This is a genomic window from Actinomadura rayongensis (genome assembly GCF_009831215.1).
In the GTDB taxonomy this organism is placed as follows: domain Bacteria; phylum Actinomycetota; class Actinomycetes; order Streptosporangiales; family Streptosporangiaceae; genus Spirillospora; species Spirillospora rayongensis.
In genome coordinates this window covers 1,553,571-1,573,291 of the sequence record NZ_WUTW01000001.1, presented here as the reverse complement: position 1 = coordinate 1,573,291, position 19,721 = coordinate 1,553,571, and the positions used below count along the sequence as shown (strand labels likewise).

Annotated in this window: 21 protein-coding genes; 10 read left to right on the top strand and 11 right to left on the bottom strand. The window is 73.9% G+C overall.

All coding sequences use genetic code 11. The features are described 5' to 3' along the window. Window positions 1–64: 64 nt before the first annotated feature. From GQ466_RS07415 to GQ466_RS07405, 3 genes are read right to left on the bottom strand one after another with little or no spacing between them, the layout of a single operon-like run. Entirely contained in the window at window positions 65–868 is an 804-nt protein-coding gene (locus GQ466_RS07415) for an amino acid ABC transporter ATP-binding protein (RefSeq protein ID WP_161101955.1), read from the bottom strand. Further along, a complete protein-coding gene (locus GQ466_RS07410; protein ID WP_161101954.1) occupies window positions 865–1,692 on the bottom strand; it encodes an ABC transporter permease subunit in 828 nt (275 codons plus the stop codon). The genes GQ466_RS07415 and GQ466_RS07410 overlap by 4 nt, the downstream gene beginning before the upstream one ends. A 2-nt stretch (window positions 1,693–1,694) precedes the next feature. Then, on the bottom strand, window positions 1,695–2,504 hold the full coding sequence (locus GQ466_RS07405; protein WP_161101953.1) for an ABC transporter substrate-binding protein: 810 nt from the start codon (window positions 2,502–2,504) through the stop codon (window positions 1,695–1,697). Window positions 2,505–2,657: 153 nt separating this feature from the next. Between GQ466_RS07405 and GQ466_RS07400 the strand changes: the two genes are divergently transcribed. Then, on the top strand, window positions 2,658–3,662 hold the full coding sequence (locus tag GQ466_RS07400; RefSeq protein ID WP_161101952.1) for a terpene synthase family protein: 1,005 nt from the start codon (window positions 2,658–2,660) through the stop codon (window positions 3,660–3,662). Window positions 3,663–3,666: 4 nt separating this feature from the next. On the opposite strand, the gene GQ466_RS07395 is transcribed toward GQ466_RS07400, so the two are convergent. Next, window positions 3,667–4,635 (bottom strand): ArsR/SmtB family transcription factor, encoded by a 969-nt coding sequence (locus tag GQ466_RS07395; RefSeq protein ID WP_161101951.1) that lies wholly within the window; start codon window positions 4,633–4,635, stop codon window positions 3,667–3,669. Between the two features lie 71 nt (window positions 4,636–4,706). On the opposite strand from GQ466_RS07395, the gene GQ466_RS07390 reads away from it, so the two are divergent. Beyond that, window positions 4,707–5,936 (top strand): MDR family MFS transporter, encoded by a 1,230-nt coding sequence (locus tag GQ466_RS07390; RefSeq protein WP_337193356.1) that lies wholly within the window; start codon window positions 4,707–4,709, stop codon window positions 5,934–5,936. Between the two features lie 33 nt (window positions 5,937–5,969). Then, window positions 5,970–7,760 (top strand): NAD+ synthase, encoded by a 1,791-nt coding sequence (locus GQ466_RS07385; protein WP_161101950.1) that lies wholly within the window; start codon window positions 5,970–5,972, stop codon window positions 7,758–7,760. A gap of 7 nt (window positions 7,761–7,767) precedes the next feature. Here the strand turns inward: GQ466_RS07385 and GQ466_RS07380 are convergent, their stop codons facing one another. Then, window positions 7,768–9,891 (bottom strand): SpoIIE family protein phosphatase, encoded by a 2,124-nt coding sequence (locus GQ466_RS07380; RefSeq protein ID WP_337193355.1) that lies wholly within the window; start codon window positions 9,889–9,891, stop codon window positions 7,768–7,770. A 235-nt stretch (window positions 9,892–10,126) separates the two neighbouring features. Between GQ466_RS07380 and panB the strand changes: the two genes are divergently transcribed. Next, window positions 10,127–10,975, top strand: a complete 849-nt coding sequence (panB, locus tag GQ466_RS07375) for a 3-methyl-2-oxobutanoate hydroxymethyltransferase (RefSeq protein WP_161101949.1) — start codon at window positions 10,127–10,129, stop codon at window positions 10,973–10,975. On the opposite strand, the gene GQ466_RS07370 is transcribed toward panB, so the two are convergent. From GQ466_RS07370 to npdG, 3 genes are all read right to left on the bottom strand, one after another. After that, window positions 10,976–11,689: a hypothetical protein gene (locus tag GQ466_RS07370; RefSeq protein ID WP_161101948.1), complete on the bottom strand. Its 714-nt coding sequence runs from the start codon at window positions 11,687–11,689 to the stop codon at window positions 10,976–10,978. It lies immediately after the preceding gene. Then, window positions 11,686–12,102 carry a helix-turn-helix domain-containing protein gene (locus tag GQ466_RS07365; protein ID WP_161101947.1) on the bottom strand — a complete coding sequence of 139 codons (417 nt, stop codon included), beginning with the start codon at window positions 12,100–12,102 and terminating at the stop codon, window positions 11,686–11,688. The genes GQ466_RS07370 and GQ466_RS07365 overlap by 4 nt, the downstream gene beginning before the upstream one ends. 286 nt (window positions 12,103–12,388) lie before the next feature. Further along, window positions 12,389–13,081, bottom strand: a complete 693-nt coding sequence (gene npdG, locus GQ466_RS07360; protein ID WP_161101946.1) for an NADPH-dependent F420 reductase — start codon at window positions 13,079–13,081, stop codon at window positions 12,389–12,391. Between the two features lie 99 nt (window positions 13,082–13,180). Here npdG and GQ466_RS07355 point away from each other — a divergent pair, with 99 nt between their 5' ends. Then, window positions 13,181–13,780, top strand: coding sequence for a hypothetical protein (locus tag GQ466_RS07355; RefSeq protein WP_161101945.1), 600 nt, complete (start codon window positions 13,181–13,183; stop codon window positions 13,778–13,780). Here the strand turns inward: GQ466_RS07355 and GQ466_RS07350 are convergent. Continuing rightward, window positions 13,777–13,965: a hypothetical protein gene (locus tag GQ466_RS07350; protein WP_161101944.1), complete on the bottom strand. Its 189-nt coding sequence runs from the start codon at window positions 13,963–13,965 to the stop codon at window positions 13,777–13,779. The two genes, GQ466_RS07355 and GQ466_RS07350, sit on opposite strands and share 4 nt — an antisense overlap. 88 nt (window positions 13,966–14,053) lie before the next feature. On the opposite strand from GQ466_RS07350, the gene map reads away from it, so the two are divergent. The 3 genes from map to GQ466_RS07335 are packed head-to-tail and all read left to right on the top strand — an operon-like array spanning window position 14,054 to window position 16,653. Continuing rightward, the gene (gene map / locus GQ466_RS07345; RefSeq protein ID WP_161101943.1) at window positions 14,054–14,905 is read left to right on the top strand and encodes a type I methionyl aminopeptidase; all 852 of its coding nucleotides are present in this window, start codon (window positions 14,054–14,056) and stop codon (window positions 14,903–14,905) included. Between the two features lie 55 nt (window positions 14,906–14,960). Next, complete coding sequence (locus tag GQ466_RS07340) at window positions 14,961–15,620, top strand: helix-hairpin-helix domain-containing protein (RefSeq protein ID WP_161101942.1); 660 nt, start codon at window positions 14,961–14,963, stop codon at window positions 15,618–15,620. Between the two features lie 22 nt (window positions 15,621–15,642). Further along, entirely contained in the window at window positions 15,643–16,653 is a 1,011-nt protein-coding gene (locus GQ466_RS07335) for a DNA polymerase ligase N-terminal domain-containing protein (protein WP_161101941.1), read from the top strand. On the opposite strand, the gene GQ466_RS07330 is transcribed toward GQ466_RS07335, so the two are convergent. Beyond that, window positions 16,647–17,267 carry an NAD(P)-dependent oxidoreductase gene (locus GQ466_RS07330; protein ID WP_161101940.1) on the bottom strand — a complete coding sequence of 207 codons (621 nt, stop codon included), beginning with the start codon at window positions 17,265–17,267 and terminating at the stop codon, window positions 16,647–16,649. The two genes, GQ466_RS07335 and GQ466_RS07330, sit on opposite strands and share 7 nt — an antisense overlap. 88 nt (window positions 17,268–17,355) lie before the next feature. Here GQ466_RS07330 and GQ466_RS07325 point away from each other — a divergent pair, with 88 nt between their 5' ends. Continuing rightward, window positions 17,356–17,754, top strand: a complete 399-nt coding sequence (locus tag GQ466_RS07325) for a winged helix-turn-helix transcriptional regulator (protein ID WP_161101939.1) — start codon at window positions 17,356–17,358, stop codon at window positions 17,752–17,754. Between the two features lie 99 nt (window positions 17,755–17,853). Then, a complete protein-coding gene (locus tag GQ466_RS07320) occupies window positions 17,854–18,570 on the top strand; it encodes a metal-dependent hydrolase (protein ID WP_202419995.1) in 717 nt (238 codons plus the stop codon). A gap of 1 nt (window position 18,571) precedes the next feature. Here the strand turns inward: GQ466_RS07320 and GQ466_RS07315 are convergent, their stop codons facing one another. Next, complete coding sequence (locus GQ466_RS07315; protein ID WP_237417788.1) at window positions 18,572–19,579, bottom strand: baeRF3 domain-containing protein; 1,008 nt, start codon at window positions 19,577–19,579, stop codon at window positions 18,572–18,574. Between the last annotated feature and the right edge of the window lie 142 nt (window positions 19,580–19,721).

Below are 19,721 nucleotides of genomic sequence, written 5' to 3'. Positions count from 1 at the left end.
CCGGGCGCGACTAGGACAAACTTTGCCATACGAACGGCCCGCGCCACACCGGCGGTCGGGTGCGTCAGTCCTTACCGGGGCCGGTTCCGCTGTCAGCGGACGAGTCGGACGCGCGTCCCGGATCCACCGCCGACGCGGGGTCCAGGACGCGGGCGAGGAACTCGCGGGTGCGCGGCATCCGGGGTTCGGCGATGACCTGAGCGGCGGGTCCGGACTCCACGATGACGCCGCCGTCCAGGAACACGACGCGGTCGGCGACCTCGCGGGCGAAGCTCATCTCGTGGGTGACGACGAGCATGGTCATCCCCGCCTCGGCGAGCTTGCGCATGACGCCGAGGACGTCGCCGACGAGTTCGGGGTCCAGCGCGGACGTGGGCTCGTCGAACAGCATGACGTCCGGCCCCATCGCGAGCGCCCGCGCGATCGCGACGCGCTGCTGCTGGCCGCCCGACAGGCGCCGGGGGAACGCGTCGGCGCGGTCGGCGAGCCCGACGCGGGCGAGATGGTCGCGCGCGATGCGCTCCGCGTCGTCACGTGATCGTCGCAGAACCTTCATCGGCGCGACCATCACGTTCTCCAGGGCGGTGAGGTGCGGGAAGAGGTTGAACTGCTGGAAGACCATGCCGATGCCGCGCCGCAGGGCGTCGAGGTCGGCGTCGGGGTCGGTGATCTCGGCGCCGTTGACGAGGATCGTCCCGGCCGTCGGCTCCTCCAGCACGTTCACGCAGCGCAGCAGCGTCGACTTGCCCGACCCTGACGGGCCGATGACGCACACGACCTCGCCCGCCGCGACGGTCAGGTCGATCCCGCGCAGGACCTCCTCGTCCCCGAACGCCTTGCGCAGCCCGGTGATCTCGATCGCGTTCATCGCGCCTCCCCGCGCCGCCGTGTCTCCAGCCGCCGGGCGAGGTGGCCCAGCGGGATCGTGATGAGCAGGTAGCAGAGCCCGGCGACGACGATCGGGGTCGTGTTGCCCTTCTCGCTCGCGAGGTCCTGCCCGAACTTGGCGAGTTCCCGCTGGCCGAGGGAGACGCCGATGAACAGGGCCAGCGACGAGTCCTTGAACAGCAGGACCAGCTCGTTGGTGAGCGGCGGGATGACCGTCCGGAGCGCCTGCGGGATGATGATCGTCCGCATCGCGCGGCCGTGCGACATGCCGAGCGAGCGGGCCGCCTCCATCTGGCCGCGCGGGACGGCCTCGATGCCCGCCCGGATCGTCTCGGCCATGTACGCGGCCGAGACGAGCGCGAGCGCGAGCCCGGCCTGCCCGTAGACGCCGCCGGGCAGGTTCGTCCCGGGGAAGGCCAGCGGGACGCCGACGCCGACGAAGATGAAGATCAGCAGCGCGGGCAGCCCCCGGAACACCTCGACGTACGCGACGGCGAACCAGCGGTACGGCAGCACGCTCGACAGCCGCATCAGCGCGATGAGCAGCCCGGCGGCCAGGCCGAGGACGAACCCGATCGCCGTGTAGAGGACGGTGTTGCGCAGCCCGACGGTGATGATGTCGGGGAACAGGCCGCCGATGACGTCGGTGTTGAAGAAGTTCGTCCGCAGCGAGCCCCAGTCGGCGAGGACGGCGAGCGCCGCGATCACGGCGGCGAACACGGCGTACTCCGCGCCGCGCACGAGACGCCGCCGCCGGCGCCGCGCCGCCCCCGCCCGCAGGGCCGTGGTGGGTCCGGTGGCCACGGTCAGCTCCCCGCGGGCATCGGGCCGATCCACTTCTCGTAGATCCGCTTGTAGGAGCCGTCGGCGCGGGCCGTGGCGATCACCTGGTTGATGATCGTGACGAGGCCGGGGTTCTGGTCCTTGCGGACGGCGAACCCGTACTTCTCGCCCGTGTCGAAGTTGCCGTCCAGCGCGTAGGCGGCGTTGGCCGGGTCCTTCAGCCAGCCCTGGATCACCGGGTAGTCCTCGATGATCACGTCGACGCGGCCGGTGCGCAGGCCGTTGAGCAGCGACGCCGAGTCCTTGAACGAGACCGTGTCGACCTTCTGCGAGCGCGCGTACTCCTCGCCCGTCGTGGACGCCTGGGACCCGACCTTCACGCCCGCGTCCTTGACCTCGGCGAGCGTGCCGTACCGCTGCCCCTTCTTGCCCATCAGCGCCTGCGTCGCGGTGAAGTACGGCGCGCTGAAGGTGATGAACCGGGCGCGGTCGGGCCGGATCGTCATGCCCGCCGCCGCGAGGTCGCACTTGCCGGCGTTGAGCGCCGAGCCGGTCTTGATCGTCTCGAACGGCGTGTCGACGATCTTCTGCTTGACGCCGAGCTTCTTGGCCACCAGGTCGATGAGGTCGACGTCGAAGCCGACGATCTTCCCGCCCTGCTCGGACTGGAACGGCGGGTAGGGCAGGTGCGTGCAGGTGGTGAGCGCGCCCTTCCTGACGAGGTGCGCGCCCTGGACGGTGGCGGAGTCGTCGCCGCAGGCCGTGGCGGCGGCCAGGGTGAGCGCGGCGAGGGCCGCGCAGAGCGCGGTGCGGACGGGTCTGCGTCCGGGCATCGGGAGCCTCCTTCGGTTCACGAAGATCAACGCACTCTGCCACGGTCCGTGGCGGAAGGCGAAGGGCGGGGGCCGCGGGGCCGCCCGTCCCCGGTTCCCTTTCCCGGAACTTGACGTGGCGATCGCGGCGCCGGTCCACGACCGCTCCTTACCATGATCAACATTGTGGACGTCTCCTCCTTGCTGCACTCGCTCGGCGACCGCGTGACCGCACCGGCCGGTCCGGTCGTCCCGCGCGCCGACGCGCACGCCCTGGCCGAGCGCCTGGAGGACTGGACGCGCGCCCGCGGGCTCGGCGCGGGCGTCCGGTCGCTGTCGCGCTGCGAACGGCTGGCCGTCCGGCTGTTCCCGGCCGCGCCCGCCGACCGCGTCGAGCTGTTCGCGCGCTGGACGGTCTGGGCCTTCGCCCTGGACGACATCACCGACACCGACCCCGTCGGCCGCAGCGCCAACGCGGTCCACTCGCTCTACGCCGACCTGCTCGGCGCGCTGCGGCGCGGCGCGGCCCGGCCCGGCGCGCGTCCGCTGGAGGAGTCGCTCGCCGAGCTGTGGCGCGCGACCGGCCCGCTGATGAGCCGGACGTGGCGACGCCGCTTCGTGTCCCATCTGGAGGACCACCGGACGGGCTGCGCGCAGGAGGCCGTCGACCGCCGGATGGGCGACGTGCCCACGCCGCGCGCGTACCCGAAGCTGCGGCGGCGCGCCGCGGCGCCGTTCCTGTTCGACCTGATCGAGCCGGTGCTCGGCGTGGAGCTGCCGCGCCCGGTGCTCGGCACGCCGTGCTGGACGACGCTGATCGAGGGCACGGCCGACGTCCTGGCCTGGTGCAACGACGTCGCGTCCTATCCGCGCGAGAGCCGGGACGGCGACGTCCACAACCTCCTGACCGTCCTGGCCGCCGCGTACGGGCTCGGCCCGGAGGAGGCGGGCGCGGCGGTCGCCGACCGCATCGAGGCGCGGACCGAGCAGGTCGCGCGGGCCGCGCGCGGGATGCCGGGCACGCTGGACGTCGTGGGGTGCGCGCCGGAGGACCGCGCCGCCGTGGAGCGCGTCGCCCGCGTCCTGCGCGAGGCGCCCCGCGCGCATCTGGACTGGCTCGGCGAGTCCGGCCGGTACCTGGACTTCCTCTGGGCGGACCTGTCGTCCGCCGCGCTCTGACGGCTCAGCCCCCGGCCGCCGCGAGCGCGTCGCCCGCCGCCGTCCGCGCGTAGAGGACGCGGCGGCCGAGCCGGTGCCCGGTGACGAGCCCGCAGGCCCGCAGGACGCCGAGGTGCTGGCTGACCGCACCGGGCGTCACGCCGAGGCGGCGCGCGATGTCGGTCGTCGCGGCGGGCGTCGCGACCGCCGCGAGGACGGCCGCGCGGCCCCGGCCGATCAGCGCGGCGAGCGCGTCCGGGGGCGCGGCGGGCGCGGTCTCCCAGAGCGTCCCGACGCCGACCGGCGGGTAGCTGAGCATCGGCTGGTAGGGCGGGATCATCACCGACACCTGCGGCCAGACGAACGCGCTCGGCACGAGCAGCAGGCCCCGGCCGAGCAGCGGAACGCGGTAGTCCCACTCGCGGTCGACGGTGAGGACGCCGTCGCGCCACGCCACGCCCGGGTGCAGGTCGGCGAACACGCCCTCGGCGCCGCGCACGCCGAGCGCCTGGGTGCGGCGCAGGACGTCGCCCTCCAGCAGGTCCCGGACGCGCTCCCAGGACGGCGCGAGCGCGATCTCCCAGTACCGCTCCAGCAGCCCGGTCACACGGTCGAGCGTCGCGGCGGGGTCGGCGGCGAGCGCGGCGCGGGCGGCCCGCGCGCCCCGGACGGGCTCCAGCTCGCCGATCTCCTCCGCGACCGTGGCGGGCGGCGTGGCGGCGACCGTGGCCAGTTCGGCGGCGAAGTCGGGCAGCGGGCTCCCCGGCGGCGGGGTGAGGAAGTCGGGAATGTACCCGGTCGGCGGGATCAGGGCGCGCAGCGGCGCGAGGTCCAGGCCGCGCAGCTTCGGCGCGACCGTCCGGACCCACGGCAGGTGCAGGGCGTGCCCGGACGGGTCGGCGAGCACGCGCAGGCTCCGCACGGCCTCCCAGAGCGGGGAGAACGCGAACCGGACGCGCGCCACGTCCCCCGGCGCGAAGCCGAACTCGATCAACCCGACCTCCTCCTTTCAGTCCAGGCTAAATCAGTTGGGCGGGCGCCCGGCCGTCGCGCAGGATCGCGGACGTGGCCTCCCTCGACTCCCCCGCCGCCTCGCCCGGCCGGTTCGCCGCGTTCCTCGCGCCCCGGATCGGCGGGCTCCCGCGCGTCTTCTGGGTGCTCTGGGCCGGGACGCTGATCAACCGGCTCGGCACGATGGTCGAACCGTTCCTCGGGCTCTACCTCGTCACCACGCGCGGCCTGTCGGTCGGCGCGGCGGGCGCGGTCGTCGCGGTGCTCGGCGTCGGGTCGCTCGCCGGGCAGCTCGCGGGCGGGTACCTCGCCGACCGCATCGGCCGCCGCGTCACGCTGACCGGCGGGACGGTCGGCGCGGGCGCCGCGATGCTGGCCGTCGGCTACGCCGGCAGTGTCCCGGCGATCATCGTCGCGGCGCTGGCCTGCGGGTTCTTCCTCGACATGCACCGGCCCGCGTCGGCGGCCGTCGTCGCCGACGTCATCGGGCCGGGCGACCGGCCGCGCGCGTTCGGGCTGCTGTTCTGGGCCGTCAACCTCGGCTTCGCGACCGCGATGGTGCTCGGCGGCGTGCTGGCCGCGCACGGCTACCTGCTGCTGTTCTGGATCGACGCGCTGACCTGCGCGGCGTACGGGCTGCTGGTGTGGCGGGCCGTCCCGGAGACCCGTCCGGAGCGGACCCGCGACGACGCCGGCGGCGGCTTCGGCGACGTGCTGCGCGACCGCGTCCTCGTGGCCTACGTCGGGCTGTCCGCGGTCTACGTGTTCGTCATCCTCCAGAGCATGACGACGATGCCGCTGGCGATGCGGGCCGACGGTCTCGGCCCCGGCGCGTACGGGGCGGCCGTCGCGGCGAACGGCATCCTGATCGTCGTCGTGCAGCCGCTGGTGAACACCTGGCTGGCGCGCCGCGACCACTCCCGGGTGCTGGTCGCGGGCAACGCGCTCGCCGGGGTCGGGATCGGGCTGACCGCGCTCGTCGGCTCGCTGCCCGGTTACATCGTCACCGTGCTGCTGTGGACGTGCGGGGAGATCATCTCCTCGGCCGTCCTTCAGGCGGTCATCGCCGACCTGGCCCCGCCGCACCTGCGCGGCCGGTACAACGCCGCGTACGGCGTCGCGTGGGCGGGCGGCTACCTGATCGCGCCGCTCGGCGGCACCCAGCTCCTCGGCCTCGGCGCGCCCGTGCTGTGGCTGACCTGCGGCGGCCTCGGCCTGGCCGCCGCGCTCGGCCAGCTCGCGCTCGCCCCGGCGATCCGCCGCCGCCACTTCTCGTCAGTTTGACGATACCGGGGGCCGGTGATCTAGGCTGATCGTGTGCCTCAGCTCAGGATCGCGCTCGCGCAGGTGAACCCGACCGTCGGCGACCTCGACGGCAACGCCCGCCTCATCGTGGAATGGGCGAAGCGCGCCGCCGACCGCGGCGCCCACCTCGTCCTGTTCCCCGAGATGATGCTCACCGGCTACCCCGTCGAGGACCTGGCGCTGCGCGGGTCGTTCGTCACGGCGTCCCGGCGGGCGCTGGAGCGGGTCGCGCGGCGGCTCGCCGACGAAGGGCTCGGCGACCTCCCGGTCGTCACCGGCTACCTGGACCGCCGCGCCGACGCCACCGGCGGACGCCTCGGCCAGCCCGCCGGGGCCCCGCTCAACGCCGCCGCGTGGCTGCACCGGGGCGAGGTCGCGGTGCGGTCCGCCAAGCACCACCTGCCGAACTACGGCGTGTTCGACGAGTACCGCATCTTCGTCCCCGGCGACCGCCTGCCGGTCGTGCGGCTGCACGGCGTGGACGTCGCCACGATCGTCTGCGAGGACCTGTGGCAGGACGGCGGCCCGGCGAGCGCCGCCGGGGCCGCCCGCGCGGGCCTGCTGCTGGCCCTCAACGCCTCGCCCTACGAGCGGAACAAGGACGACGTCCGGCTCGACCTGTGCGCGACGCGGGCGCGCGAGGCGGGCTGCGCGCTCGCCTACGTCAACGCGGTCGGCGCCCAGGACGAGCTGGTCTTCGACGGCGACTCGGTCGTCGTCGGCCCGGACGGCGCGCTGCTCGCCCGCGCGCCCCAGTTCGTCGAGCACCTGCTCGTCACCGACCTGGACCTGCCCGCCGCGTCCGGCGACACGACCGCGAGCGCCCACGACGACAGCGACGGCACGACGATCACCATCGACCGGTACGCGCTGGACGCCGCCGCGCCCGGCGCCGCGGGCCCCGAGCCGGCCGAGGTCTTCGAGCCGCTGGACGACCTCGCCGAGATGTACGGCGCGCTCGTGACCGGCACCCGCGACTACGTCCGCAAGAACGGCTTCCGCTCGGTGATCCTCGGCCTGTCCGGCGGGATCGACTCGGCGCTGGTCGCGACGATCGCCGCCGACGCGATCGGGCCGGAGAACGTCCACGTCGTCCTGCTGCCGAGCCGGTACTCCACCTCGCACTCGGTGAGCGACGCCGAGGAACTGGTCAAGCGGCAGGGCCTCAACGCCCGGACGGTCGCGATCGCCGACATGGTCGCGGCGTTCGAGGCGCAGCTCGACCTGCACGGCCTCGCCGCCGAGAACCTCCAGGCCCGCATCCGCGCGAACGTCTGGATGGGCCTGTCCAACGAGCACGGCCACCTCGTCCTCACCGGCGGCAACAAGAGCGAGCTGGCGACCGGCTACTCCACCCTCTACGGCGACTCGGCGGGCGGCTTCGCGCCGATCAAGGACCTCGTCAAGACGAACGTGTGGGCGCTCGCGCGGTGGCGGAACACGGCCGTCGGGACGGACGTGCCGTTCCTGCACCCGTTCCCGGTCGAGCCGATCCCGGACGAGATCATCGTCAAGGAGCCGTCGGCGGAGCTGCGGCCCGGCCAGCGCGACGTCGACAGCCTGCCGCCCTACGACGAGCTGGACCCGCTGCTCGTGGACTACGTCGAACGCGACCTCGGCCACGACGCGCTCATCGACGCCGGGCACGACCCGGACCTCGTCGACAGGATCATCCGGCTGGTGGACCTCGCCGAGTACAAGCGCCGCCAGTACCCGCCGGGGCCGAAGATCACCCCGAAGAACTTCGGCCGCGACCGGCGGCTCCCCATCACCAACCGGTGGCGGGAGCCGTCCGCGCAGTGACCCGCCGCTACTCGCGGTGGTGGTTCTCGCCGGGCCAGGACGGGACGGGCTCGTCGGCCTTCTCGTCCTGCCCCGGCACCACCTGCTCGCACCACACGACCTTGCCCGCCGCCGTCCGGCGCGTGCCCCACCGGTCGGCGAGCTGGCTCACCACGAGCAGGCCGCGCCCGCCCTCCTCGTCGTCGTCGGCGTGCCGGAGCCGGGGCAGCGCCGCCGACCCGTCCAGGACCTCGCAGACGAGCGACCGCTCGTAGAGCAGCCGCAGCTCGATCGGGCCCTTGGCGTCCTTGGCGTACCGCATCGCGTTCGTGATCAGCTCGGTGGCCAGCAGCTCGGTGCTGTAGACGAGGTCCGACAGGCCCCACGCGTCGAGCTGCGTCCGGACGAACCCGCGCGCCCGGCGCACGGCGGCGGGCTCGGAGGGCACCACCCACGACGCGAACCGGTCCTCGGGCAGCCGCCGCAGCCGCGAGATCAGCACGGCGATGTCGTCGCGGTGCTGGTCGGCGTAGACGCCCGCGAGGATCGCCTTGGCCATCTCCTCCATCGGCCGCGTCGCGGTGTCGGCGCCGAAGATTCCGCGCAGCCGGGCCAGGCCGTCGTCGATGTCGCGGCCCCGGTTCTCGACCAGGCCGTCGGTGTAGATGACGAAGACGCTGCCGTCCTCGACCGCGAACTCGCGGCTCTCGATCGTCGCGCCGCCCGCCACGCCGAGCGGCGGCGCGGGCGGGATCGCCAGGTACTCGTTGGTGCCGTCCGGCGCGACCAGCAGCGGCGGCAGATGGCCCGCCGAGGCGATCTCCAGCGTCCCCGACGTCGCGTCGTACACCGCGTACAGGCAGGTCGCGAAGTGCGGCTCCTGCTCGCCCAGCTCGATCATCAGCTCGTGCATGACGTGCAGCGCGTCGGCCGGGGGCAGCTCCAGGTTCGCGAGCGTGTGCAGCGCGGTGCGCAGCCGTCCCATCGTGACGGCGGCCTTCACGCCGTGGCCCGCGACGTCCCCGACGATCAGCGCGACCCGCGCGCCCGGCAGCGCGATCGACTCGTACCAGTCGCCGCCGACCTCGACCAGCTTGCTGCCCGGCAGGTAGCGGTGCCGGACCTCGACCGGCGACGGCGCCGACAGCCCGGTCGGCAGCAGGCTGCGCTGGAGCGCGAGCGCGGTGGCGCGCTCGCGGCTGAACCGGCGCGCGTTGTCGACGACGATCGCGGCGCGGTTGGCGAACTCCATGCCGATCTCGACGTCGTAGGCGTCGAACCGGCGGAAGCCCGGGATCCGCGAGCAGGCGATGAAGCCGAGCAGCGTGTCCCGCGCGACGAGCGGCAGCAGGACCATCGACACGCCGGTCAGCAGCTCCTCGGCGGGCGCGCGGCGCCAGCGTCCGGCGATCTCGCGGGCCGCGTCGGCGTCCAGGACGGGCAGGTGGACGGGCCGCGCGGTCTCCAGCACCTCCCGGTACGGCGTGCCGTCCGGAAAGACCAGGACCTCCCCCTCGGGGAATGTCGCGGTCCACAGCTCGTTCCCGTCGTCGGACGTGACCGCGAGGCGCCGCAGCACGGCCGCGCCGCTCTCGGCGTGGACCTCGTCGGCCGCGACCAGGCTCTCCAGGACCAGGACCTCGGCGTAGGTGCAGTAGTGCGGGACGACGACGTCCACGAGCCCGCGCGCGCTCTGGTCCAGGTCCAGCGAGGCGCCGAACCGGGTGAGCTGGTCGTCCATCAGCGCGCGGCGCATCCGGGCCGGGTCCTGGTAGCGCTCGCTCGGCGGCAGCGCCACCCGGACGAACAGCAGCCCCGACGGCGCGCCGCCCGCGTCCTCGGCGACCATCGGCTGCGCGGTGACGACCGCGTCGGTCGTGCCCGCCTCGCCGCGCCGCACGGACAGGACGGCGGTGCGCTCCTGGCGCGCGCCGATGCCCTCCAGCAGCGCCTCCAGGTCGTCCTTGGCGTCCCCGTCGACCAGGTCGGCCGCCGGGCGGCCGATCAGCTCCGCCGGTCTGCGCCCCACCACCTGCTCGGCGTTCGGGCCGCACTGGACGATCCGGCGCTCGCCGTCGACGCCCAGCACGAGCGTCCGCGAGGCCGAGTCGTCGGTGGGCGCATCGCCGCGCGGGGCCATGACGGATTTCACCTGACGCGCTCCCACAGCCAGTCGTCGGACCTGTCCTCCGCGTCAGTATGGAGCATCTGGCGGGCGGAGGGGAGAAGACCACGCTTACCGCCCTGGAAGCACGCGTTTACGGGCTTTTGTGAACCCTCGGATTGCCTTCCTGGAATCGCCGGGGGTACCCGAATCGTTCTGTTAGTGGCACGATCGTTCAGGTCTGGGTACGCCACCGTGGCGCCTCAAGACCGGAGGTATCTTCATGTCTTCTGCAACCGGCACCGGCCAGCCGTCCGCCCTCTACGGCGGGACGGGCGGACGGCGCGTCACCGTCCGCGACATCGCCCTCGCCAAGCAGCGGGGCGAGAAGTGGCCCATGCTCACCGCCTACGACGCGCAGACCGCCCGCGTGTTCGACGCGGCGGGCATCCCCGTCCTGCTCGTCGGGGACTCGGCCGCGATGGTCGTCTACGGCTACGACTCCACCATCCCGGTCACCGTGGACGACCTGATCCCGCTCACCGCCGCCGTCGTGCGCGGGTCGAAGCGGGCGCTCGTCGTCGCGGACCTCCCGTTCGGCTCCTACCAGGCGGACGTCCCGACGGCGCTGACCAACGCCGCGCGGTTCCTCAAGGAGGGCGGCGCGCACGCCGTCAAGCTGGAGGGCGGCCGGCGCGTCGCCCCCCAGGCCGAGGCGATGGTCGCGGCCGGGATCCCCGTGATGGGGCACGTCGGCCTGACCCCGCAGTCGGTCAACGTGTTCGGCGGCTACCGCGTCCAGGGGCGCGGCGAGTCCGCCGCCGAGCTGCTGTCGGACGCCAAGGCGCTGGAGGCGGCGGGCGCGTTCTCGGTCGTCCTGGAGTGCGTGCCCGAGGAGGTCGCGCGGGAGGTCACCGCCGCGCTGTCGATCCCGACGATCGGGATCGGAGCGGGCGCGGGCACCGACGCGCAGGTCCTCGTCTGGCAGGACATGGCCGGGCTGACGCCGCACACGGCCAAGTTCGTCAAGAAGTTCGCCGACGTGGACGCGGTGCTCGCCGCCGCCGCCACCGAGTACGCGCGCGAGGTCGTGGCCGGGACGTTCCCCGGCCCCGAGCACGCCTATCACTGATCAGGGCGCGGGCGCGGGGAGCTGGCCGGCGGGCCGCTCCCCGTCCCGCGGCCCCGGGACCTCCGGTTCCTCGGGCGGTTTCCTGATCTCGTCGGCGAGGGTCCGGACGGCCGCGCGCAGCACGTCCGGCCCGGCGATGTTCATCAGCAGCAGGCCGAGGTTGAGCGCCTTCTGCCGGTCGGTCATGTCGCTGCCCGCGAGGGCGTCCACGGCCGTGCGCAGGGCCTGCTGGTCCTCGGCGGACACGTTCTGCAGCAGGCCGAGGCAGTACGTCGGCAGCGCGAGCTGCGCCAGCTTGAACGAGACGCCGCGCATGATCTGCCCGGCGACCTCGGCGCGCGTGCTCGCCTGCATCCGGTCCACGCCCCGGTCGGCGGCGGCCAGCAGCGACGTGAGCAGCGTGCTCGGGCCGACGGCGACGTCCTCGTCCCCGACCCGGACGGTGAACACCGCGCTGCGGAACACCATCATCGAGCCGAGGCTCGCGACGAGCACCTGCGTGGCGCCGACGACCGACGGCGAGTGGACGCCGAACTTCCAGCCGTAGGTGCGCATGAGCAGCAGCGACGCGGCCCCGGCGCCGCCGTTGATCAGCACGTAGACCCAGGTGCTCACGACGCGCAGCAGCGCGACGGGACGGTCCCGGTACCGGCTGACCAGCTCGGCGACGCCGACCAGGCAGCTCAGCGAGATCGTGACGAGATAGCCGGTCATCCCGCGGCGCGGCCCCGCACCATCCGGACGACCTCGTCCGCGGCGGCCGGGCCGCCCGTGTGGCCGCCCGTGTGCTCGACGGTCACGACGCCGTCGTCGCGCAGCCGCTCGACCGCGTCGGCGACGTCCAGCAGGCGCAGCCCGGTGCCCCGGCAGATCTCGGCGAAGGTCTGCGGGCCGTGGCCGGACGCGAGCTGGTCCAGGACGCGGCGGCGGGATTGTGCGGGGTCGGGGTCCTCCGGTCTCGGGCGCGACCCGCCCGACGCGTCGGACTCGCCGCCCTCGCCGCGCGGACCGCCCGGTTCGCCCGGTTCGGACCGCGAGACACCGGTGGCGCCCGACGCGAGCCCTTCGCCGCGCCGCCGCGGCGCGAGGAACGCGCTCCACGGATCCGCCGAATGGTTATGCCTCATGGGTCACCTGTCCCCTGTCCCTGTCCGACCGGTCGATCGTAGGCCGCGAGGGCGGCCGGTGGGCGGCGGAACACCGATGGGATCCCCGGATCCGCGACCGGGGCGGCGTCGCCGGACGCGGAGGGCGCGTCCTTCCCCACACCACCACTCTGACGCGTGGAAGTCCGCTGGCGCTCCCGTTACTTCCCCGTTACACACGGACGGACTCCCCCTTCCTTCGCATGAATGAAAGGCGACAAACGCGGCAAACACCAGTGAACCACGCTCGCGTCCGGTCGGCGCGGGATCAGACGTCCGTCACGCGCAGTCCGGCGTGCGCCTTGTAGCGGCGGTTGATGGAGATGAGGTTGGCGGTGAACGCCTCCACCTGGTGCGCGTTGTGGAGTCTGCCCCCGTAGACGCCCCGCATCCCCGGAATTCGGCCCGCGAGCGCCTGGACCGTGTCTGTTGCGTCACGGTCGTCGCCGAGGACGAGGACGTCCAGGTCCATCGCGTCCACGCCCGGGTCCAGCAGCAGCACGGCCGAGACGTGGTGGAACGCCGCGACCACCCGGCTGTCGGGCAGCAGCGCGGCGGCCTGCTGCGCGGCGCTGCCCTCCTCGACCGGCAGCGCGAACATGCCCTTGCCCTTCTCGAAGCCGAGCGGGTTCACGCAGTCCACGACGATCTTCCCGGCCAGCTCGGCGCGCACGGACTCCAGCGTCGCGCGGTGGCCGTCCCACGGCACGGCGATGATCACGACGTCGGACTCGCGGGCCGCGACGGCGTTCTCGGCCCCGCGCACCGGCAGGTCGCCGCCGAGGTCGTCGGCCGCCTCCTGCGCCCGCTCGGCCCGGCGCGAGCCGATGAGCACGCGGTGCCCGGCGAGCGCGAACCGGCGGGCGAGGCCCTTGCCCTGGTCGCCGGTGCCGCCGAGGATGCCGATCGTCAGGCCGCTCACGTCCGGCAGGTCGTGGGGGGACTTGCGCTGCTCAGTCATGATCCCGAGTCTGCCAAACCTTCCTCACCCGCAGGACAGGCGACCCCGCCGCCCGGGGTATCGCGAAACCGCCGTGGCGGGACGTTCCGGTACGGCACCATGGGGTCCGTGGACGGCGACCAGGTCATGATGTTGCGCGAAGTGCTCGCGGCCACCGGCTGGCTCGGCCGCGCCCGCGAGTTCGGCCGGGCCCTGCGCGGCAGCGCCCGCACGCCCGGCGGCCTGCTGCTGGTCGGCACCCCAGCCGGCGAACCCTGGCACCTGGCCGCCCACCTGGACGACGAGAGCCGCCTGAACGACCTGCCGGGCCTGTCCCCCACGCTCGTGCGCTGGTCGCCGCCGCCGGACGCGCCCGCGCACCTGCGCGTCGGGCTGGAGCGGCTGGAGGCGGCCCGACGCGGCGAGACGCTGTTCGTCGTCGCCGCCGGGGAGGCGCCCGTCCCGCTGCTGGAACGGGTGGACGACGCGCGCCGCACCGGGGCCACGATCCTCGCCCTGGACGACGGCGACCGGGAGCTCGGCGGGCTCGCGCACGAGGCGCTGACCGTCCCGTCCGACCAGCCGATGCTGACCTTCGACGGCGCCCAGCACCTCGTCAGCGCCGCCGCCGGGGAGGCCGCCCCGGCGCGGCGGCCCGGCCTGCGCGACCGTCTCGCCCGGCTGCTGGAGACCGTCAGCGGGCCGACGGTCGGCGACTAGTCGTCGTCGGCCGCGTTCCACGACTCGTTGCGGCGGCGCGCCTGCTCCAGCGCGCCCGCGGCGTCCGCCTCGGTGCCGTAGGGGCCCATCCGGTCCTTGTCCGGGCAGCCGGGCCCGTGCTCGACCTTCATGTGCCGCAGGCAGAACCACCAGTCGCCGTCGTCGGCTCCGGTCTGCTCGCTCACTGGGTCCTCCGATCGCGCCGTTGATCACGCGGGCACAGCCATTCGTGCCCCGTCCATCGCCGGTCCATGCTGACTACACTCCATGACCATGACGACGCACCTTCTCCGGCCCGGCCGTGTCTCCCCCCTGCGGAAGGTGCCCGCGCACATCCCGCGGCCGGAGTACGTCGGGAAGAAGACTCCCAGAACCGGTGAGCCGGACGTCAAGACCCCCGAGACCATCGAGCGGATGCGCGTCGCGGGCCGCATCGCCGCGCAGGCGCTCCAGGAGGTCGGCAAGCACGTCCGGCCCGGCGTCACCACCGACGAGCTGGACGCGATCGGCCACGAGTTCCTGCTCGCCCACGACGCCTACCCGTCGACGCTGGGCTACCGGGGCTACCCCAAGTCGCTGTGCACGTCGATCAACGAGGTCATCTGCCACGGCATCCCCGACGACACGGTGCTGCGCGACGGCGACATCATCAACGTCGACATCACGGCGTTCGTCGACGGCGTCCACGGCGACACCGACGCCACGTTCCTGTGCGGCGACGTGGACGAGGAGTCCCGGCTGCTGGTGGAGCGCACGCACGAGGCGATGATGCGCGGGATCCGGGCCGTCCGGCCGGGGCGGGCGCTGAACGTCATCGGCCGCGTCATCGAGTCGTACGCCAAGCGGTTCGGGTACGGGGTCGTCCGCGACTTCACCGGCCACGGCATCGGCACCACGTTCCACTCCGGGCTCGTCGTCCCGCACTACGACGACCCGCGCGCCACGAAGATCATCGAGCCGGGCATGACGTTCACGATCGAGCCCATGCTGACGCTCGGCTCGTTCGACTACGACATGTGGGACGACGGCTGGACGGTCGTCACCAAGGACCGCCGCCGCACCGCGCAGTTCGAGCACACCCTGGTCGTGACCGACGACGGACACGAGATCCTCACGCTGCCCTGACCGGCCGGGGAACGTCGCCGTCGGACATTCGCCCCGTCCCGCCCGGGAGAGCATCGTGAACGTTCCGGAGCCCTACGAGCCGCGCGTCCCGTCCGACAGCATGTCGGAGGGGCGGGCGGCGCTCAGCGTCACCTGGGCGGCGCTGCCGTTCCTGTCGCTCGGCTTCCTGACGCCGTTCACGTTCGGGGCGGCGCTGCTGTGGCGGCGCACCGCGCACCTGCTGGTGTCCACGGCGGTGTACGGGACGGTGTTCGCGCTGATGGTCCTGACGGGGACGCTGCTCGGCCCGTTCACGTTCCTGCTGTCGATCGTGGGCTGCGCGCACGCGTTCCTGATCCGGCGGCAGGTGTTCGACCCCGACGGCCTCGCCGGGGTCGGCAACGACGCGGTGGTGGAGCGCGTGCGACGGCAGCGGATCCTGCGCGACAAGGCGCGGGAGCTGGCGGCGTCCGACCCCCGGCTGGCGCGCGAGCTGCGCATCGGCCGGCCCGACCTGCCCCGGCAGTACAAGGACGGCGGGCTCATCGACGTCAACCACGCCCCGGCCGAGGTGCTGACGCTGCTGCCGGGCGTGACCGCCGAACTGGCCGAGCGGATCGTCCGGGTGCGGGCGGAGACGGGCGGGTTCATGTCGGCGGAGGAGATGGCGGCCGTGGTCGCGCTGCCGCCCGCGATCACCGAGGACGTCGCCGAGTACGGCCTGTTCCTGCGGTGATCGGCCGGGTAGGACCCGGCGGGTGACGAAGAACGACCGGCTGGCGGAGTACCGGCGCCGCCGGGACGCGGGGCGCACCCCCGAGCCCGTCCCGGACGAGGCGCCGCTCCCCCACGGCGACGACGACACGTTCGTGATCCAGGAGCACCACGCGCGCAGCCTGCACTGGGACCTGCGGCTGGAGCGCGGCGGGGTGCTCGTGTCGTGGGCGGTGCCGAAGGGCGTGCCGTCCGACCCCGGGGAGAACCGGCTCGCCGTCCACACCGAGGACCATCCGCTGGAGTACGCGGCGTTCGAGGGCGAGATCCCGGCGGGCGAGTACGGCGCCGGGAAGTCCCTGCTGTGGGATCGCGGGACGTACGAGACCGAGAAGTGGACCGACCGCGAGGTGAAGGTCGTCTTCCACGGCACGCGCGTCCAGGGCCGCTACGTGCTGTTCCGGACGCGCGGCGACAACTGGATGATCCACCGCATGGACCCGCCCGCCGACCCGGACGCCGTGCCGCCGCCCGAGGGCCTGCGCCCGATGCTCGCTCAGGAGCGCAAGCGGCTGCCCAAGGACGAGGACGCGTGGGCGTACGAGTTCGCCTGGGGCGGCCGGCGGCTGCTGGCGCGGATCAGCGGCGGACGGACGCGCTGCACCGACGCGGCGGGCCGTCCGGCCGAGGCCCCGCCGGGCGTCGGGTCGGCGCTCGGCGGGACGCTCGGCGTCCGGACGGCCCTGCTGGACGGCGAGGTAGCCCGCGTCGCCGGCACCGAGGTGTACCTGATCTTCGACCTGCTGCACCTGGACGGCCGCCCGCTGCTGGACGTTCCCTACCGCGAGCGCCGGGAGCGCCTGGACGCGCTCGGCCTCGACGGCGCCCGGCACCGGACCGCGCCCTGGTTCCCCGGCGGGGACGACCCGGGCGCGGCGGTGCTGGACGCCGCGCGCCGGGAAGGGCTCGCCGCGATCGTGGCGAAACGGCTGGACTCCCCTTACCGTCCGGGCAAGGCGTCCGCCGACTGGCGGCTGCTTCCCGCCGGTCAGTAGGCGAACGTGATGCGGCCCCGGTGGGCCTGGCCGGTCTCCAGCTCGTCCACCAGCGCGAGCGCGAAGTCCTCGGCGCTGATGCGGCTGTTGCCGTCCGCGTCGACGATCAGCTCGTCGCCGCCGCGCCGGTAGTGGCCGGTGCGCTCGCCCGGCGCGATCTCGGCGGCGGGCGAGATGTACGTCCAGTCCACGCCGTCGGCGTCGGCGCGGATCAGGTCGAGAAGGTCGGCGTGGGCGGTCGCCTCGGCGTAGTAGATCTCCGGGAAGTCCGGCGCGTCCACGAGGCGGAGGCCCGGCGCGACCTCCAGGCTGCCCGCCCCGCCCACGATGACGAGCCGTCCCGAGCCCGCCGCGCGCACGCCGCCGAGCAGCGCGCGGCCCACGGCGAGGATGTGCGGGGCGGGCGGCGTGCCGTCGCGGGGCGGGGTGACGGCGACGACCACCGCGTCCTGGCCCTTGGCCGCCTCGGCGACGGCGGCCTCGTCGGCGGCGTCGAGGACCACGCCGTCCGTGCCGCTCCGCGTCGCGCCGGTGACCTCGTGGCCCCGGTTCCGCGCCTCGGCCGCGATGCGCGACCCGATCACGCCGGTGGACCCGATCAGCAGGATCTTCATGACCATCTCCTTAGAAAGCGCTGCTGAGCTTGACGGTATCCATCGGATACTGATTACCTCAACGTGCCGAGAGCACCTTGGAGAAACCATGGACGTCAACGGACTGACGGGCGACGCCTTCGACCCCGACTGCCCCACCCGGCTGGTCCTGGACCGCATCGGGGACAAGTGGTCGGTCCTCGTCGTGCTCCTGCTGGCCGACGGGCCGCTGCGCTTCACCGTCCTGCGCGACCGGATCGGCGGCGTGACCCCGAAGGTCCTCACCCAGACGCTGCGGGTGCTGGAGCGCGACGGGCTCGTGGCCCGGGAGGTCTTCGCCGAGATCCCGCCGCGCGTCGAGTACCGCCTGACGCCGCTCGGCCGCTCGCTCCGGGCGCCGATCCGGGCCGTCACCGACTGGGCCGAGGCGAACGTCGGCGCGGTGCTCGCCGCCCGCGACCGGCACGACGAACAGGCGGGGAACCCGGGGGTCGGAGCCGCCGTCTGATCCGTGCGATCCACCATCGGCGCGCCGCCCGTTGCGCAGCCTTTGCGCGGGCTAGAGTCCGGCGTGGCCGGATCGGGGCGAAAGCGGTGATCGACACAGATGATGGGAAAGACCCACGCGCTCAGCGGCGCGCTCGCATGGCTGGCCGCCGCGCCGGTGCTGGGGAGCGAGAAGCTGCTCGGCAGCCATGCGGTGGACCTGTCCCCCAAGCAGCTCCTCGCGGGCGCGGTGGTGTGCGCCGGGGCCGCGCTGCTGCCCGACATCGACCACCACAACGGCCGCATCGCCAACACGTTCGGCCCGATCACCAAGGTGTTCTGCAAGTACGTCGGCAAGGTCTCCGGCGGGCACCGGCAGGGCACCCACTCGATCCTGTTCGCCGTCCTCATGGGCTTCGCGATGACGTGGCTCGCCACCAACTTCGTCTACGGCTGGTGGGCGGCGCTGTTCGTCATCGTCGGGTTCGGGCTGCGCGGCATCGGGCTGGACTTCGAGGGCAAGGAGCCGCAGTCGGCCATCGCCGACTGCGTCCTCGCCGGGCTCGCCGTCTACCTCATGCACGACCTCGACATGGGGTTCGCGGGCTACGCGGTCGCGCTCGGCTGCCTCGCCCACCTCGCCGGGGACTGCCTGACGCCGCGCGGCTGCCCGCTCCTGTGGCCGATCCCGTGGCGGCTGGACATTCCGCTGGTCCCGACGACCGACGGCAAGGTGGAGCGCTGGGTCGTCGCGCCCGTCCTGACGCTCGGCGTCGCGGTCCTCGCGATGCGGTCGGTGCTCGGCGACATCGGGGCGCGCTGGCTGACGCGCGGCTGAGCTAGAACCGGACCACCGCCGCGATCCGGTCGTGGTCCACGAGGAAGCCGTCGGAGACGAACGTGACCTCGCCGCCGTACTCCAGCGTGGTCTCGATGAGGTCGTCGACCAGGTCGTCCACCACGTCCGCGCCGCGCAGCGCGCCGGGCGGGCCGTCGACCGGGACGACCTCGCCGTCCGTCCGCACCGCCGGGGCGTAGTAGCCGCGCTCCACGACCAGGTGTTCGGCGCGGCCCGCCTCGACCAGCCGCGCGACCTCCTGGAGTCCGGCCGCGTACCGCTGGAGCCCGCGCGCGGCCTCCAGCTCGGCGAGGACGGCGACCTCCCGCAGGTCCTCGTAGGCGTGCAGGACGGGCCGCGCCAGCTCGGCGAGGACGGCGGCGGGCGTGCCCTCGTGCGCGCCGTCCACCCGGCCCGCGATCGTGATCTGCGGCCCGGCCAGCTCGTCGAACAGCGCCTGGTGGCGGGTGACCCCGGCGACGAGCACGGGCCGGGCGTCGCGCGTCAGCACGGCCTCCAGCCGGTGGACGGCGTCCCGGACGACCTGCCGGTGCCGTTCCTCGGCGGCGCCGGACCGCTGCTCGTCGGGCGCGGCGGCGTCGAGCGGGAACCCGTCGCCGGTGTGCTCGGCCAGCTCGCCGTCGCGGCCGTCCCACAGCCGGGCGCACCGGTCCGACAGGGACAGGATCCAGTAGCTCGGCCGCCGGGCGTCGGCGGCGAGCAGGTCGCGGGTCGCGAACGTGGTGTCCACGACGACCCGCTCGTCCACCGGCTGGTCGATCATGAACGCGTGGTGCTCGCCGTCCGGCGTCGCGAACAGCACGAGCCCGTCCTCGGCGTGCCGCAGGTCCGCCTCCCCGGCGGCGGCCTCCAGCCCGCGCACGACCTCGTCCACCGCGTCGGGCGCGACGCGCGCGTCCGCCTGGAGACGGCGCCGGACCTCGGTGAGCAGGTTCCGCAGCCGGATCTGGTCGGCGCGGGCGCCGCGCGCCCCCCGGTGCGTGGGCATCAGCACCGAAACGGCCGGAAACGTGCGTGGTTTTCGCAGGTCGGACAGGGTTACGGCGTTCATGGTCCCCCGATCGAGTCGTCCCTCACTGCTGTCACCTTTGTAACGAGCCCGAGGTAAATGGTGCGTAAGAGCCGATCGA